General features: G+C 67.1%; 14 protein-coding genes and 2 tRNA genes. 11 read left to right on the top strand and 5 right to left on the bottom strand.

Annotated elements, in window-relative coordinates:
• Window positions 1-30 precede the first annotated feature (30 nt).
• Window positions 31-690, top strand: coding sequence for a hypothetical protein (locus ACYSM9_RS13795; RefSeq protein ID WP_461857524.1), 660 nt, complete (start codon window positions 31-33; stop codon window positions 688-690).
• A gap of 51 nt (window positions 691-741) precedes the next feature.
• Here the strand turns inward: ACYSM9_RS13795 and ACYSM9_RS13790 are convergent, their stop codons facing one another.
• Together ACYSM9_RS13790 and ACYSM9_RS13785 are read right to left on the bottom strand one after the other, a co-directional pair.
• Complete coding sequence (locus ACYSM9_RS13790) at window positions 742-1,200, bottom strand: globin (protein WP_461857523.1); 459 nt, start codon at window positions 1,198-1,200, stop codon at window positions 742-744.
• Between the two features lie 2 nt (window positions 1,201-1,202).
• Window positions 1,203-1,886 (bottom strand): mechanosensitive ion channel family protein, encoded by a 684-nt coding sequence (locus ACYSM9_RS13785; RefSeq protein ID WP_461857522.1) that lies wholly within the window; start codon window positions 1,884-1,886, stop codon window positions 1,203-1,205.
• Between the two features lie 66 nt (window positions 1,887-1,952).
• Between ACYSM9_RS13785 and ACYSM9_RS13780 the strand changes: the two genes are divergently transcribed.
• The gene (locus ACYSM9_RS13780; protein ID WP_461857521.1) at window positions 1,953-2,948 is read left to right on the top strand and encodes an NAD-dependent epimerase/dehydratase family protein; all 996 of its coding nucleotides are present in this window, start codon (window positions 1,953-1,955) and stop codon (window positions 2,946-2,948) included.
• Here ACYSM9_RS13780 and ACYSM9_RS13775 read toward each other — a convergent pair.
• Both ACYSM9_RS13775 and pepN read right to left on the bottom strand, forming a co-directional pair.
• Window positions 2,945-3,418, bottom strand: a complete 474-nt coding sequence (locus ACYSM9_RS13775) for an OsmC family protein (RefSeq protein ID WP_461857520.1) — start codon at window positions 3,416-3,418, stop codon at window positions 2,945-2,947. The genes ACYSM9_RS13780 and ACYSM9_RS13775 overlap by 4 nt on opposite strands.
• Entirely contained in the window at window positions 3,415-5,994 is a 2,580-nt protein-coding gene (gene pepN, locus ACYSM9_RS13770; protein ID WP_461857519.1) for an aminopeptidase N, read from the bottom strand. Before pepN ends, ACYSM9_RS13775 begins: the two co-directional genes overlap by 4 nt.
• 157 nt (window positions 5,995-6,151) lie before the next feature.
• On the opposite strand from pepN, the gene ACYSM9_RS13765 reads away from it, so the two are divergent.
• The 3 genes from ACYSM9_RS13765 (at window position 6,152) to ACYSM9_RS13755 (ending at window position 8,704) form a co-directional block, all read left to right on the top strand.
• Entirely contained in the window at window positions 6,152-7,165 is a 1,014-nt protein-coding gene (locus ACYSM9_RS13765) for a hypothetical protein (RefSeq protein WP_461857518.1), read from the top strand.
• An 85-nt stretch (window positions 7,166-7,250) separates the two neighbouring features.
• Window positions 7,251-7,745, top strand: a complete 495-nt coding sequence (locus ACYSM9_RS13760; protein ID WP_461857517.1) for a ribose-5-phosphate isomerase — start codon at window positions 7,251-7,253, stop codon at window positions 7,743-7,745.
• Window positions 7,745-8,704, top strand: a complete 960-nt coding sequence (locus ACYSM9_RS13755; protein WP_461857516.1) for an Fpg/Nei family DNA glycosylase — start codon at window positions 7,745-7,747, stop codon at window positions 8,702-8,704. The genes ACYSM9_RS13760 and ACYSM9_RS13755 overlap by 1 nt, the downstream gene beginning before the upstream one ends.
• Before the next feature lie 48 nt (window positions 8,705-8,752).
• On the opposite strand, the gene ACYSM9_RS13750 is transcribed toward ACYSM9_RS13755, so the two are convergent.
• Window positions 8,753-8,826, bottom strand: a tRNA-Gly gene (locus ACYSM9_RS13750).
• A 132-nt stretch (window positions 8,827-8,958) separates the two neighbouring features.
• Between ACYSM9_RS13750 and ACYSM9_RS13745 the strand changes: the two genes are divergently transcribed.
• From ACYSM9_RS13745 to ACYSM9_RS13720, 6 genes are all read left to right on the top strand, one after another.
• Window positions 8,959-9,033, top strand: a tRNA-Pro gene (locus tag ACYSM9_RS13745).
• A 78-nt stretch (window positions 9,034-9,111) separates the two neighbouring features.
• The gene (gene tig / locus ACYSM9_RS13740) at window positions 9,112-10,488 is read left to right on the top strand and encodes a trigger factor (protein ID WP_461857515.1); all 1,377 of its coding nucleotides are present in this window, start codon (window positions 9,112-9,114) and stop codon (window positions 10,486-10,488) included.
• A 233-nt stretch (window positions 10,489-10,721) separates the two neighbouring features.
• The gene (locus ACYSM9_RS13735; protein ID WP_018761581.1) at window positions 10,722-11,345 is read left to right on the top strand and encodes an ATP-dependent Clp protease proteolytic subunit; all 624 of its coding nucleotides are present in this window, start codon (window positions 10,722-10,724) and stop codon (window positions 11,343-11,345) included.
• Between the two features lie 37 nt (window positions 11,346-11,382).
• Complete coding sequence (locus ACYSM9_RS13730; protein ID WP_461857514.1) at window positions 11,383-12,042, top strand: ATP-dependent Clp protease proteolytic subunit; 660 nt, start codon at window positions 11,383-11,385, stop codon at window positions 12,040-12,042.
• 175 nt (window positions 12,043-12,217) lie between these two features.
• Complete coding sequence (clpX, locus tag ACYSM9_RS13725) at window positions 12,218-13,498, top strand: ATP-dependent Clp protease ATP-binding subunit ClpX (RefSeq protein WP_461857513.1); 1,281 nt, start codon at window positions 12,218-12,220, stop codon at window positions 13,496-13,498.
• A gap of 13 nt (window positions 13,499-13,511) precedes the next feature.
• Window positions 13,512-14,126, top strand: coding sequence for a mycothiol-dependent nitroreductase Rv2466c family protein (locus ACYSM9_RS13720; RefSeq protein WP_461857512.1), 615 nt, complete (start codon window positions 13,512-13,514; stop codon window positions 14,124-14,126).
• The last annotated feature ends 119 nt before the right edge of the window (window positions 14,127-14,245 follow it).

The following is a 14,245-nucleotide window of genomic DNA, read 5'->3' as shown; positions in this document are numbered from 1 at the left end:
AACCGGGGCCCAGCCGGTAGTGTTCTTGGTGTGTCTGATCTTCTCACTTCGTCCTTCCGCTTCGCCGATCCCCGGGATCTGGCCGACCTGAAGACCTTCGCCACCCGCGCCAAGGCCATCGAGGACGGCGCCATCCGGCTGCAGGCCGCCGGGTCCGTCCTGGCCGCCTACGTCTGCGTGCTGCGGCCCCGGCTGCTCGGGGAATCGACCCCCACCATCCTTGGCCTGCGCACCATGGCGCTGGCGGAACCCTCCAGCACGGACGTCACTGTCCAGCTGGGCGCGGTCCTGGACCGACTGGCACGCGCGGGGGCGGACGACGTCGAACTGCCCATCCCGCCCACCACCGTCACCGAATCGTGGACGGGCGTAGGCGCCCCCCGGGGCGGATGGCAACTGGTGGGCTCCCTGAACGATGCTGCCCTGCGGACGGCGGCCGAGGCCGGCATCGCGGAAGTGGCGGGGATCGTGCCGGAAAAGCCGGGCGCCCTGATCGTGAACAACGCCCGCGCCGCGGTCTGGGGCCGGGAACTGGACAACTCCGGCCTGCCGCTCGGGGCGGCTTTCGCGGCCCTTGCGCTCGGATTCCTGGCCGATGGTGACCAGAAGCTCTACCGCGCCGGCCGCTGGTTCCGGCTCACCGGTCCGCGGGGACATGTCCTGGCGCGGACCGGCAGCGGCCTGCTCTAAAGCACACCGGTTATCGGGACGCCCTGCAGCAGGCCAGGCAGAGACGCCGCATCAGCCGTCGGACGGGCTGTTAATCATGGTGAGCGCCGCCCGCTCCATGTAGTCCCAGAGCGTTCCCTCATACAGGGCCGGCAGCTCCAGGGCGTCCACGGCCGCACGCATGTGGAAGAGCCAGCGGTCCTTGGCCTCCGGCGTCACCTTGAACGGCATGTGCCGCATGCGCAGGCGGGGGTGCCCGCGTTCTTCCCCGTAGGTGGTGGGGCCGCCCCAGTACTGCTCCAGGAACATCAGGAACCGCCGCTTGGCCGGCCCCAGGTCCTCTTCCGGGTACATGGGCCGCAGCAGCGGGTCGGTGGCCACGCCGTCGTAGAAGACGTCGATGAGCTTCACGAAGGTGTCATGGCCGCCCACGGCGTCGTAGAAGCTGTCGGTGTAGGCCGGCTTGCTGAAGGGATCGTTCTGCATCAGCTGGGGCCGCTGCCCGGGGCCCGGTTCGATGGGAATGCTCATGGTTACTCCCCGGCTTTCTGGTCGGTCTTGGGGGTGTCGGCGTGGGTGGAGGCCTGGTCGGTGGTCCCGTCGGGCGATTCGTGCAGGGGAACGTAGCGTCCCTGCGACCGGTTTCCCACCCGCAGGATCTCGCCGTTGCGCAGGTACCAGATGGCGCCGTCGTCCGAGCGGACGCGGGTGATGCGCAGCCCCATGGACTCGACCACGCCCACCACCTCGCTGGTTTCGATGATGTCCCCGATTCCGTACTGGTCCTCGATGGTGATGAAGATCCCGGCAAGGAAGTCGCGGATCAGCTGCTGGGCACCGAAGCCGATGGCCACACCCAAAATACCGACGCTGGTCAGCAGTGGAGCGATGTTGATGTCCAGGTTCTGCAGGACATACATGCCCGTGATGACCACCACCAGCACGCCCACGATGCTGTTCAGCAGCGAACCGATGGTCTCGGCACGCTGCACCCGCCGTTCGTGGTCCAGTGCGCGCAGGGCCGGCGCCACCCACTTGAAGGTGCGCTTCCTGAAGAAGTTGCTTCCTGCCGCCACCCGCTTGGTGATGCGGGAAATGACGAAGGTGGCCGTAAGCCACACCACGACGCCGATTCCCAGGCTGATCACGATGCCGGGAATGCTGACGCCGTCTTGCTGGCTGGTGGCAGGGGGAAGGATGGACAACATGCTAACCATAGGTGGAAGTGGCTCCTTGGGATATTGCTCTGTTCTCCTTCAACCCTAGCGCCGTAGCGTGGGCCCATGCGCATTCTTATCCTCGGCGGAACGGCCTTCCTCTCCCGGGAAATCGCCAGGCAGGCGGTCGCTGCCGGGCATGACGTAACGTGCCTGGCGCGCGGAACGTCGGGTGGGCCCCCTTCCGGCGCCGCCTGGGTCAGGGCGGACCGGTCAACGGGCCAGGCCGCCTACGCGGGACTGGCCGGGGACTGGGACGCAGCCATCGACGTTGCGCGCGACCCGGAACCGGCGCGTGATGCCCTGGCAAGCCTGGCGGACAGGACAGCGCACTGGACTTTTGTCTCCAGCTGCTCGGCCTATGCGGACCACTCGGTCCCGGGCGCTGCGGAGGACGCCGACCTGTTGCCGCCGCTGCCCGCAGGGACGCCGTTCACGCCGGAGACTTACGGCGAAGCCAAGGTGGCCATCGAAGAGGCCACGCTTGCGGCCACCAACGGCGCGGCCCACCTGTGCCGCGCCGGGCTTATCAGCGGCCCCGGCGACCCCACCGACCGCTACGGCTATTGGCCCGCCCGCTTCGCCCGGGATGCCGGCCCGGTCCTGGTCCCGGACATTGGCAGCGATCCCGTGCAGGTCATCGACGTCAGGGACCTGGCAGCCTGGATCCTGCTCGCCGCTGTCCGGGGGACCACCGGTGCGTTGAACGCCACCGGGGACCCGGTGCCCTTCGGGGACGTTGCCACAGCCTGCCGCCAGGCAGCCGGCGCGGACGGCACCAGCGCCACCGCCGCGGGCGATTGGCTGGCCGCACACGGCGTCAACTACTGGTCCGGTCCGGAGTCGCTTCCCCTCTGGCTTCCGCAGCATCACGACGGCTTCATGGCCCGCAGCAACCAGGCCGCCAGGGCCGCGGGGATGGTGCTGCGCCCGTGGCAGGAAACCCTGGCGGACACGCTGGCTGATGAACGTGCCAGGGGACTGGACCGGCCCCGGAAGGCCGGCCTGCCACCCGCCACGGAGCAACGGCTCGTAAAGCTGCTCCAGGGCGGGGGAGGCTAGGCGGCCACGGTCACCGGCTGGTGCTCCACCGGGAAGTTCACGCTCCGGGCAATGAAGCAGACCTGGTTGGCCTCATGGTGCAGGGCGGCCGCCAGGTCCGCCTGCGCCGCGTCCGCCACTGTCACGTGCGGGTTCAGGACCACCCGCTCGAACTGTCCGCTGCCGTCCCGGTTGAGCCGCATCAGCCCGGTGGCCTCGTCCCGGTAGTCAGTGACCACCACCCCGTGCTTCACGGCCACGTGCAGGTAGGACAGCATGTGGCACTGCGCCAGTGCAGCCAGGAGGAGCTGTTCGGGGTTGTAGCGTTCGCGGTCGCCGTGGAAGGTGGGATCCGCCGAACCCTTGAGGACCGGCAGGCCGGCGATGGCGACGTCGTGGTCCCGGGAGTAACCCCGGTAGGACGACGTGCCCGCCCCCAGATTGCCGGTCCACTGGACCGTCAGCGCGTACCGGTGTTCGTGGAGGTTCACTCCGGGCTGCCCGGCAGGACGTCGGCGGCCCGGGCACGCAGGGCACGGGCGACGCCGTCGCGGTTTTCCAGCATCATGCGCCGCAGCGCGGCGCTCTCGGCCGGCAGCGTGGCCAGGAAGCTGTCCGTCCGGTCGATAGTGGCCTGCGTGGTCAGCAGCGCCGGATAGAGTCCGACGACGATTTGCTGGGCAAGTGCGTGGGTGCGGGCTGCCACGATGCCCGGCACAGCGGCGAAGTACTTTTCCGCGTAGGGCTCCAGCAGCGTGCGGTCCAGGACCCGCATGAATCCAGTCACCGCGGATCCCTGCAGCGCGTTGGAGAGCTCGCCCTTGACTACGATCGACTCCCAGGCGGCTTCCTTCGCCTCTGGTGTGGGAATCGCGGCCTTCGCCAGGGCAGCCGCGTTCTGGCCGCTGGACGTGTTGTCCCGCTCCAGTTCGGCGTCGATCCCGTCCTGCCCCATCCGGCCGCCCGCCACCAGCGAGGCCACCAGTTCCCAGCGCAGGTCCTGGTCAACTGCCAGTCCATCAAGGACCAGCGATCCGTCCAGTAGTCCGGCCACGCTGTCCAGCTGGGAGGCTGTGCACGCCAGGAGCGCGAAGGACTTGATGAACTGCAGCTGGGCGTCGGAGCCGCCGGGGACCTCCGAGGCCAGCTGCCAGAGACGGTCCACGGCCGCTGCCGTGGCGGCCTCCCGGTGTTCCTCGGCCACGTAGAAGTTCAAGGTGGTCGCCAGCTGGCGGAGCTGGACCAGGATGACGGAGGAGTCGGTTTCGGCGGCGACGTTGGCCAGGACCAGCTCCACATACTTCCGCGCCGCTGTCTGCCCGTCCCTGGCGGCGTCCCAGGCGGAGTTCCAGACCAGGGTCCGGGGCAGGCTGTTCCCGAAATCCTTCAGGTGCGCCGTCGCCGTCGCCAGCGACTTCGGATCGAGCCGCACCTTGGCGTAGGCCAGATCGTCGTCGTTGAGCAGGATGAGGTCCGGCTGCGCACGGCCGGCGAGCGAGGGAACCTCGGTGCGTTCGCCGTCGACATCAAGCTCTTCCCGGTGCACGCGCCCGAGCTTGCCCGCGGAGTCAAGGTTGTAGAAGCCGACGGCGAGGCGGTGCGGGCGGATGGTGGGCCACTCCGGCACGGCTGACTGCACGATGGCGAAGGACGTCAGCGTCCCGTCGGAATCGACCTCCAGCTCCGGGGTGAGCGTGTTCACGCCGGCGGTTTCCAGCCACTGCCGGCCCCAGGCGTCCAGATCGCGGCCACTGGCCTTCTCCAGCTCCACCAGCAGGTCGCCCAGTTCCGTGTTCTGCCACGAGTACTTGGCGAAATACTCCCGCACGCCCGCCATGAACTGCTCCGGCCCCACCCAGGCCACCAGCTGCCGCAGGACCGAGGCGCCCTTCGCATAGGTGATGCCGTCGAAGTTGACCTCGACATCCTGCAGGTCCTTGATCTCCGCAAAAATGGGGTGCGTGGTGGGCAGCTGGTCCTGCCGGTAGGCCCAGGACTTCTCCACCGACGCGAACGTGGTCCAGGCGCTGGTGAAGGACGTCGCTTCCACCGCGGCCAGGTGCGACATGTACTCGGCGAAGGACTCGTTCAGCCAAAGGTCGTTCCACCACCGCATGGTCACCAGGTCGCCGAACCACATGTGCGCCAGCTCGTGCAGGACGGTGATGGCACGCCGTTCGATCTGGGCGCCGGTGACCTTGCTGCGGAAGACATAACCCTCGAGGATCGTCACCGCGCCGGCATTTTCCATCGCGCCGGCGTTGAACTCCGGCACGAACAGCTGGTCGTACTTCTCGAACGGGTAGGGGCAGCCGAACTGGGCCTCGAAGAAGCCGAAGCCCTGCCGGGTGAGTTCGAAGATGTTCTCCGCGTCCAGATACTGCATCAGCGATTTCCGTGCAAAGACGCCCAGCGGGATGGTGCGGCCATCGGAGCTGGTGACCTCGCTGCGCACGGACTGGTACGGCCCGGCTATCAGGGCGGTGACGTAGGAGGACAGCCGGGGGGTGGGGGCAAACGACCAGACCGACCGGGCGGTGCCGTCCTCCGCCGGCGCCGCCTCCGCCGCAACGGGTGTGGGGGAGTTGGAGATGACATCCCAGTGCGAGGGGGCCGTGACCGTGAACGCGAAGGCCGCCTTCAGGTCGGGCTGCTCGAAGACGGCGAACATCCGCCGCGAATCGGGAACCTCGAACTGCGTGTAGAGGTACACCTCATTGTCCACGGGGTCGACGAAGCGGTGCAGGCCCTCACCGGTGTTCATGTAGGGCATGTCGGCGACGACGGTCAGCTCGTTGTGCTCCGCGAGCCCGGGCAGCTGGATCCGCACGCCGTCGGACACCGTGGCCGGGTCGAGGGCGGCGCCGTTCAGGGTGACGCTGTGCACTGTCCGGGTGACGGCGTCGATGAAGCTGTCGCTTCCGGGCGACGCCATGAACTTCACCGTCGTGGTGCTGCCAAAGACCTCCCCGCCGCGTGTCAGGTCCAGGCTGACGTCATAGGACTCGACGGTGATCAGTTCGGCGCGCCCGCGGGCTTCGGCGCGCGTCAGGTTCAGACCTGGCAAGGAGGGCCTCCAGAGAAGAGTCGGCTGCCGGCGGGGATCCCGTGCCCGGCACTGTGATGCATTCTTCCATTCCCTCACTGCTTGGCAAGTTATGCCGGTCACGTGCGGCGGGCCGCGCAGCGCCGCCCGCCGCACCGCAGAGGGGTAGCGTTAAAGCATGGGTAAGTTCCTGGATTCGGTGGACGCCAGGGCCCTGCGGTTTGCCATCGGCTTTCCGGTGGTCCTCGCCGCGGGCTTCGTTTTCTGCGCGTCGCTGCTGCGCAAGGACCTGCCGGAGCCGCTCGCCATCCGGTGGACGGCCGACGGCGGGGCCTCGTTTGCACCCTTCGGCGCCTACGTGGGGGTCGGCGCCGCCGCGATCATCGCCTGCGGGTGGCTGGTCCTGCTGCAGGCGGTGCCGCTCAGCAGGCCGGTCCTGATGCGCAGGATCATGATGGGCGCCGGGCTGTTCCTGAGCCTGTTCGTCACCTCCGCCCTCGCGGCCGGCCTCGTGGGCCAGGCCGGGCTGGCCGATGCCCGGGAATCACGGGTGGACATGACAGTGCTGGCCCTGGGCAGCGGCGCGGCCGTCTCCCTCGGCGTCACCATGGCCATGGTGTACAAGGCGGACCGGCAATGGTCGCCCGACGACGACCGGGCGCTGCAGGCCGCCATCGCCCGCGAACTGGACCCGGACCTTGCCCGCGACAGCATCCGGCTGTGGGTCCATGCCCGCAGTTCCGTCTTCGTCATGATCGCCATCGCCTCCCTGTTCCCCGCGGCGCTGATCGCCATCGCCGTGCCCTGGCTCGGAGTCCTCCTCGTGCTCCTGGCCATCGTGGGGGCGGCGTTCCTGTTCGCCCGGGTCAGGGCGGACCGGCGCGGGCTGAAGGTCCTCCTCGCCGGGGTGGTGCCCGTCATGAACGTCCCCGCGGGGGCAATCTCGGACGCCAGCGCCGCGGAAGTCAAAGCCGCGGACTATGGCGGGTGGGGCTACCGCCACCACGGCGGCACCGAAGCCATGCTCGTGGGCAGTGGTCCCGCCGTCGTCGTGAGCAAGACCGACGGGCAGCGCCTTGCCGTCAGCGGCGGCAGCCAGGACTCCGCCGTGCGGCTCGCCGAGATCCTTACCCGGGTGGCCGCCCGCGCGCGGCGCGGCGGGGCCCCGCCGCCTGCCGCCCCGGATGCGTGACCGCGGCCTTCCGATATCCTTATCCCTGTCGTTCCGGCCTCCATCCGGCGGGCCGCCAGCTCCCTCAACCGAACGGACTTTGCTCGTGACAACTTCCCCTGCCTTCCCGCGGGTCCACATCGCCACCGACCACGCAGGCATGGAGCTCAGCGCCCACCTGGTGTCGCACCTGACCGGCAAGGGCTACGAGGTGGTGGACCACGGACCCAAGGTCTACGACGCCCAGGACGACTACCCCTCGTTCTGCATCAACGCAGCCCTTGCCGTGGTGGCCGACCAGGAGGCAGGCATCCACGCCCTCGGCATCGTGCTGGGTGGTTCGGGCAACGGTGAGCAGATCGCGGCGAACAAGGTCAAGGGCATCCGCGCGGCCCTGGCATGGAACCTCTCCACGGCCACCCTGGCGCGCGAACACAACGACGCCAACGTCGTGGCGGTGGGCGGCCGCCAGCACTCGGTCGAGGAAGCCACCGGGCTGATCGAGGCGTTCTTGGCCGAGCCCTTCAGCAATGACGAACGCCACGTTCGGCGGATTGGCAAGATCGCTGCCTACGAGGCCACCGGCGAGGTCATCGAGTAGTGCCGGAGGGCCATTCCGTCCGGCGGCTCGCGCGCCAGTTCGGCGACGTCTTCACCGGCGATACGCTCGCCGTTTCCAGCCCGCAGGGCAGGTTCAGCGGGGGAGCGGCGCTGCTTGACGGCCACACACTCCTCGCGGCCGAGGCGCACGGAAAGCACCTGTTCCTGCACTTCGACAACGCGCTGGTACTGCACGTCCACCTCGGGCTGTACGGCGCCTGGAGCTTTGGCGGCGACAGCACCTTCACCGGAGCGTCAAGCATTGGTGCGCCACGGCGGGTAGGGGAGCAGGAATCCTTTGGCGGCGGGGACGACGACGGCGGCGCGCCCTACGCAGGGCCGCCGGCGCCCGTTGGGGCCGTCCGGGTCCGGCTCGCCGGCAGCCACGGCTGGGCCGACCTGCGCGGGGCCACGACCTGCGAAACCATCACCGCGGCGGAGGCCAACTCCGTCCTGGCCCGGCTGGGGCCGGACCCGCTGCGCAACCTGCGCGGCGACGCCGGGCGGTTCGCAGCCAGGCTCCAGGGCCGGCAGACCCCGCTGGCCGCGCTGCTGATGGACCAGAAGGTGATTGCCGGCGTCGGGAATGTCTACCGGGCTGAGGTCCTGTTCCGCCGCCGCCTGGACCCGTGGCTTCCCGGCGCGGCGGTCCCTGACGCCGTGGCCCGCCGGCTCTGGCGCGACATCGCCGCCGTCATGAACGACGGCGTCACGGACGGCCGGATCATCACCACCCCGCCGAAATACTGGCGGCTCGACGGCACCAACGCGGCCAGGGCCGCCGCCTCGGGGCTGCCCGTGCCGCCGAAGAGCGCCCACTTTCCGCAAAGTGACGATGTCCACTTCGTCTACAAACGGCACGGGCTGCCGTGCCGCGTCTGCCGGACTGTCCTGCTGATGGCGGACCTGGCCGGGCGGAACCTCTACTGGTGCCCGCTCTGCCAGCAGCCGCAGGGATAGGAACAGACACAAAAAGGCCCCTCAACCGAGGGGCCTTTTTGTGTGTCCTGGAGGGGACGACGGGAATCGAACCCGCGTAATCAGTTTGGAAGACTGAGGCTTTACCATTAAGCTACGTCCCCGAAGGAAGATCCGTTTTTCAGCGGAAACTCCGGGCTGGCTGTTCAAGCCGGATACAACTAAACCTAATCCATGGCCTACGTGTCAAATGTGCAATCGCGACGCGTATCACCGTAGACTTGCCTGTGCACTAACGGGGTGTAGCTCAGCTTGGCTAGAGCGCCTGCTTTGGGAGCAGGAAGTCGCAGGTTCAAATCCTGTCACCCCGACTCTGCGGCCCGGAACGAACGAATCCGGACATATTGCGTTTGCAGAACCCGATCCCACAACCCAGGAGTACTTAGACCGTGAAGAGCGCTGTCGAGAACCTCACCCCCACGCGGGTCAAGCTCAATGTTGAGGTCCCCTTTGAGGAACTGAAGCCCAGCATCGACTCGGCCTACAAGACTGTTGCTTCGCAGATCCAGGTTCCCGGGTTCCGCAAGGGCAAGGTTCCCGCCAAGCTCATCGACCAGCGCGTCGGCCGCGGGTACGTCCTGGAGACCGCCATCAACGACGGCCTCAACGGCTGGTACCAGGCTGCCGTGCAGGAGTCCGGCATCCGCCCGCTGAGCCGTCCCGAGGTGGAGATCACCGAGGTTCCCGACCCCTCCGCCACCGACGGCGGGCTGAAGTTCGCCGCCGAGGTTGACGTCCGCCCCGAGATCGAACTCCCGGACTACGCCGGCATCGAGGTCCAGGTGGCCGCTGCCGAGTCCTCCGAGGCCGACGTCGACAAGGCACTGGACGAACTGCGCGGCCGTTTCGGCACGCTCAAGTCCGTTGACCGCCCCGCTGCCGACGGCGACTTCCTCACCATCGACATCACCGCCAGCATCGACGGTGAAGAGGTGGACTCCGCAGCCGGCCTGTCCTACCAAGTGGGCGCAGGCACCATGCTCGAAGGCATGGACGAAGCCATCACCGGCCTCAGCGCCGACGAGGACGCCATCTTCGACACCACCCTCGTTGGCGGCGAGCACGCCGGCGAAGCCGCGCAGGTCAAGGTTGTCGTGAAGGCCGTCAAGGAACGCGAACTGCCCGAAGCGAACGACGACTTCGCCCAGCTCGCCTCCGAGTTCGACACCATCGCCGAACTGCGCGAAGACCTGGCCAAGCAGGCAGCGGACTCCAAGATCGTGGAGCAGGGCGTCGAAGCCCGCGACAAGGTCCTGGACAAGCTCGTCGAGCTCGTTGAGGTCCCCGTTCCCGACTCCGTCGTCGAAGAGCAGCTCGAGGCCCACTTCCAGGAGGGCAACGGCCACGGCGAGGGCGAGCACGACACCGAAGAGCACCGCGAAGAGGTCCGCGCCAACACGGCCCGCGCCTTCCAAAACGAAATCATCCTCGACGCCATCGCGGAGAAGGAAGAAGTCAACGTCAGCCAGAGCGAGCTGATCGACTACATCGTCAGCACCGCCAGCCAGTACGGCATGGACCCTAACCAGTTCGCCCAGATCATCGACCAGAGCGGCCAGGTCCCCATGATGGTTTCCGAGGTCCGCCGCCGCAAGGCGCTGGCCGTAGTGCTGGGCCAGGCCACGGTGACCGACACCGACGGCAAGGCTGTCGACCTCAGCGACTTCGTCCGTCCCGCCGGTGAAGAAGTTCCGGCTGCCGAGGCCGAGGCTCCCGAAGCTGCCGTCGAGGCCGAAACCGAGGACGCTGCAGCCGCGAAGGCCTAGTCCTTACCACGCCATGGCAACGGCCCCCGGATCCCTGTGATCCGGGGGCCGTTGCCGTTCACCCGGTGGCGCGGCGCCGTGCATCCGCTGATCGTGCGCCGTCAGCGAACAGCCGCTGGGGCGCGAACAAAATGTCGGTGAAACCGGTTAGTGTCCAAGTAGTGATTTTCAGTGATGTCACCGTCACCAGCGAGAGGTAAGTAAACATGTCACAGCACCAAGAGGCCCCCCGGATGGCGACCGTCGATCCCGCAGCCCAGGACAACTACATTTACAACCGCCTCCTCAAGGAGCGGATCATCTGGCTCGGCTCCGAGGTGCGGGACGACAACGCCAACGCCATCTGCTCGCAGCTGCTGCTTCTCTCCGCGGAGAACCCGGAAAAGGACATCTACCTCTACATCAACTCACCCGGCGGCTCCGTCACGGCCGGCATGGCGATCTACGACACCATGCAGTTCATCCCCAATGACGTCGTGACCGTGGCAACCGGCCTGGCCGCATCCATGGGGCAGTTCCTGCTCTCGTCCGGCACCAAGGGCAAGCGCTACGCCACCCCCAACGCCCGCGTCCTGATGCACCAGCCCTCGGGCGGCATCGGCGGCACCGCCTCGGACATCAAGATCCAGGCGGAGCTCATCCTGCACATGAAGAAGGTCATGGCGGAACTGACGGCGGAGCAGACCGGCCAGACCGTCGAGACCATCCTCAAGGACAACGACCGTGACAAGTGGTTCACGGCCACCGAGGCCCTTGAATACGGGTTCTTCGACAAGATTGCCGCGCACGCCGGCTCCGTGTCAGGCGGCGGCGGAACCTCCAACGGGTCTTCCGGCGAATCAGCCTCCCAGAACTAACCGGCATCCAGAACCCCTTCGATCAGGAGCAAAGACAATGAACTACAACTTCGGGTGGTCAGCCGGCAATCTTCCGTCCAGCCGCTACGTCCTGCCGCAGTTCGAGGAGCGTACGCCCTACGGCTTCAAGCGCCAGGACCCGTACACCAAGCTCTTCGAGGACCGGATCATCTTCCTCGGCGTGCAGGTTGACGATGCCTCCGCGGACGACATCATGGCCCAGCTGCTGGTCCTTGAGTCCACCGACCCGGACCGTGACATCACGATCTACATCAACTCCCCGGGAGGGTCGTTCACCGCCATGACGGCCATTTACGACACCATGCAGTACATCCGGCCCGAAATCCAGACCGTTTGCCTGGGCCAGGCCGCCAGTGCCGCCGCGGTGCTGCTGGCCGCCGGTACCCCGGGCAAGCGGCTCGCGCTGCCCAACGCCCGCGTCCTGATCCACCAGCCGGCGCTGTCCGGCGGCCAGGGCGGCCAGGCGTCCGACCTCGAGATCCAGGCCGCGGAGGTCATGCGGATGCGGTCCTGGCTTGAGGACACGCTGGCCCAGCACTCCGGGCGGACGTCCGAGCAGGTCAACAATGACATCGAACGCGACAAGATCCTCACCGCGGACGAAGCACAGGCCTACGGCCTGATCGACCAGGTCCTGGATTCACGCAAGATCAAGCCTTCGGCGATCACGAGGTAGCAGTACGGAAAAGCCGGTGCGGGCCAGTTCATTTGCCCGCACCGGCCTTTTCTTTCCACCCTTGGGAGCGAATGTGACCTAGAGTGGAAGATGTCACAAACCGGCCCCGCGGGCCGGCAACGATTTCAGCAACGGTGCAAGGCTGCCTGGCAGCAGGATACTAAGGGGTTCACATATGGCTCGGATTGGCGAGAGCACGGATCTGCTGAAGTGCTCTTTCTGCGGAAAGAGCCAGAAGCAGGTACGCAAGCTCATTGCCGGGCCGGGAGTCTATATCTGCGATGAATGCATCGAGCTGTGCAACGAAATCATCGAAGAGGAACTCGCGGAAGTCGCCGACCTCGGAAGCTTCGAACTTCCCAAGCCCCGCGAAATTTTCGACTTCCTGCAGGAATACGTCATCGGCCAGGAACCCGCCAAGCGTTCCCTCGCCGTCGCCGTCTACAACCACTACAAGCGCATCCAGGCAGGCCACGCGCCCAAGTCCGGCAGCCTGGGCGACGGCGGCCACCACGACGACGTCGAGATCGCCAAGTCGAACATCCTCCTGATCGGCCCCACCGGCTGCGGCAAGACCTACCTGGCCCAGACCCTCGCCCGGCGCCTGAACGTCCCTTTCGCCGTCGCCGATGCCACCGCCTTGACCGAGGCCGGCTACGTGGGCGAGGACGTGGAGAACATCCTGCTCAAGCTCATCCAGGCCGCGGACTACGACGTCAAGAAGGCCGAGCAGGGCATCATCTACATCGACGAGATCGACAAAATCTCGCGCAAGAGCGAAAACCCCTCGATCACCCGGGACGTCTCGGGCGAGGGTGTCCAGCAGGCCCTCCTGAAGATCCTGGAAGGCACGGTTGCCTCTGTGCCGCCGCAGGGCGGCCGGAAACACCCGCACCAGGAATTCATCCAGATCGACACCACGAACGTCCTTTTCATCGTGGCAGGCGCCTTCGCGGGGCTTGAGGACATCATCGGTTCCCGCTCGGGCCGCAAGGGCATCGGCTTCGGTGCCCCGCTCAATGAGGCCAGCAAGAAAGTGGACTCCTACGGCGACGTCATGCCGGAGGACCTGCTTAAGTTCGGGCTCATTCCCGAATTCATCGGCCGGCTCCCCGTCATCACCACCGTCTCGAACCTGGACCGTGACGCCCTGATCCAGATCCTGTCCACGCCCAAGAACGCGCTGGTCAAGCAGTACCAGAAGATGTTCCAGATTGACGGCGTTGACCTGGTCTTCGATCCCGGTGCCCTCGAGGCCATCGCGGACCAGGCCCTCGAACGGGGCACCGGCGCCCGGGGACTGCGGGCGATCCTGGAGGAAGTCCTGCTTCCCGTGATGTTCGACCTTCCCAGCCGCGAGGACGTCGCCAGCGTGGTGATCACCGAGGACGTTGTGCTGCACGGCGCCGAACCCACCATGATCCCGCACGAGACCAAGCGCCGTAAGTCCGCCTGACCCGAAGGACCCCATGCCTGTACCCGCCAAGAACAAAGCCGACTTCTGGTTCGACCCCCTGTGCCCGTTCGCGTGGATCACCTCCCGGTGGATCGGCGAAGTTGAGGCCGTACGCGACATTGAAACGGTCTGGCACGTGATGAGCCTGGCCGTCCTCAACGAGGGGCGCGACCTGGATCCCGGATACCGGAAGTCCATGGACGACGCCTGGGGGATGGTCCGCGTGATCATCGCCGCGCAGCAGGAGCACGGCGACCACACCGTCAAGGCCCTCTACGACGCCATGGGAACCCTGATCCACGACGCCGGTGAAAAGGACCGCACCCTGGTCATCGCCAAGGCGCTGGCCGAATGCGGCCTGCCGGCATCCCTGGCGGAGGCAGCCGGCACGGACGCCTACGACCACGCGCTCCGCGCCAGCCACGACGAAGGCATTTCCCTGGTGGGCCAGGACGTCGGAACTCCCGTGGTGGCGTTCAACGGAACAGCCTTCTTCGGCCCCGTCCTGACCCGCATTCCCCGCGGCGAGGAGGCCGGCAGGATCTGGGACGCCACCACCGCGCTGGCCGCCTACCCGCACTTCTTCGAGCTCAAGCGCAGCCGGACCGAGCGGCCCGAATTCGGCTGACCGTCCGCCCGGCACGCTGCAGGAAAGGCACGGCAAGGGCCCCGGGAAAACTACGCATTTGTAGTTTCCCCGGGGCCCTTGCATGTCCCGTGGGGCAGGACCACAATAGTTCTTACCCA

The organism is Arthrobacter sp. C152 (assembly GCF_054890965.1).
The sequence above is the reverse complement of the archived record's forward strand: the minus strand, read 5'-3'. Positions and strand labels throughout refer to the sequence as shown.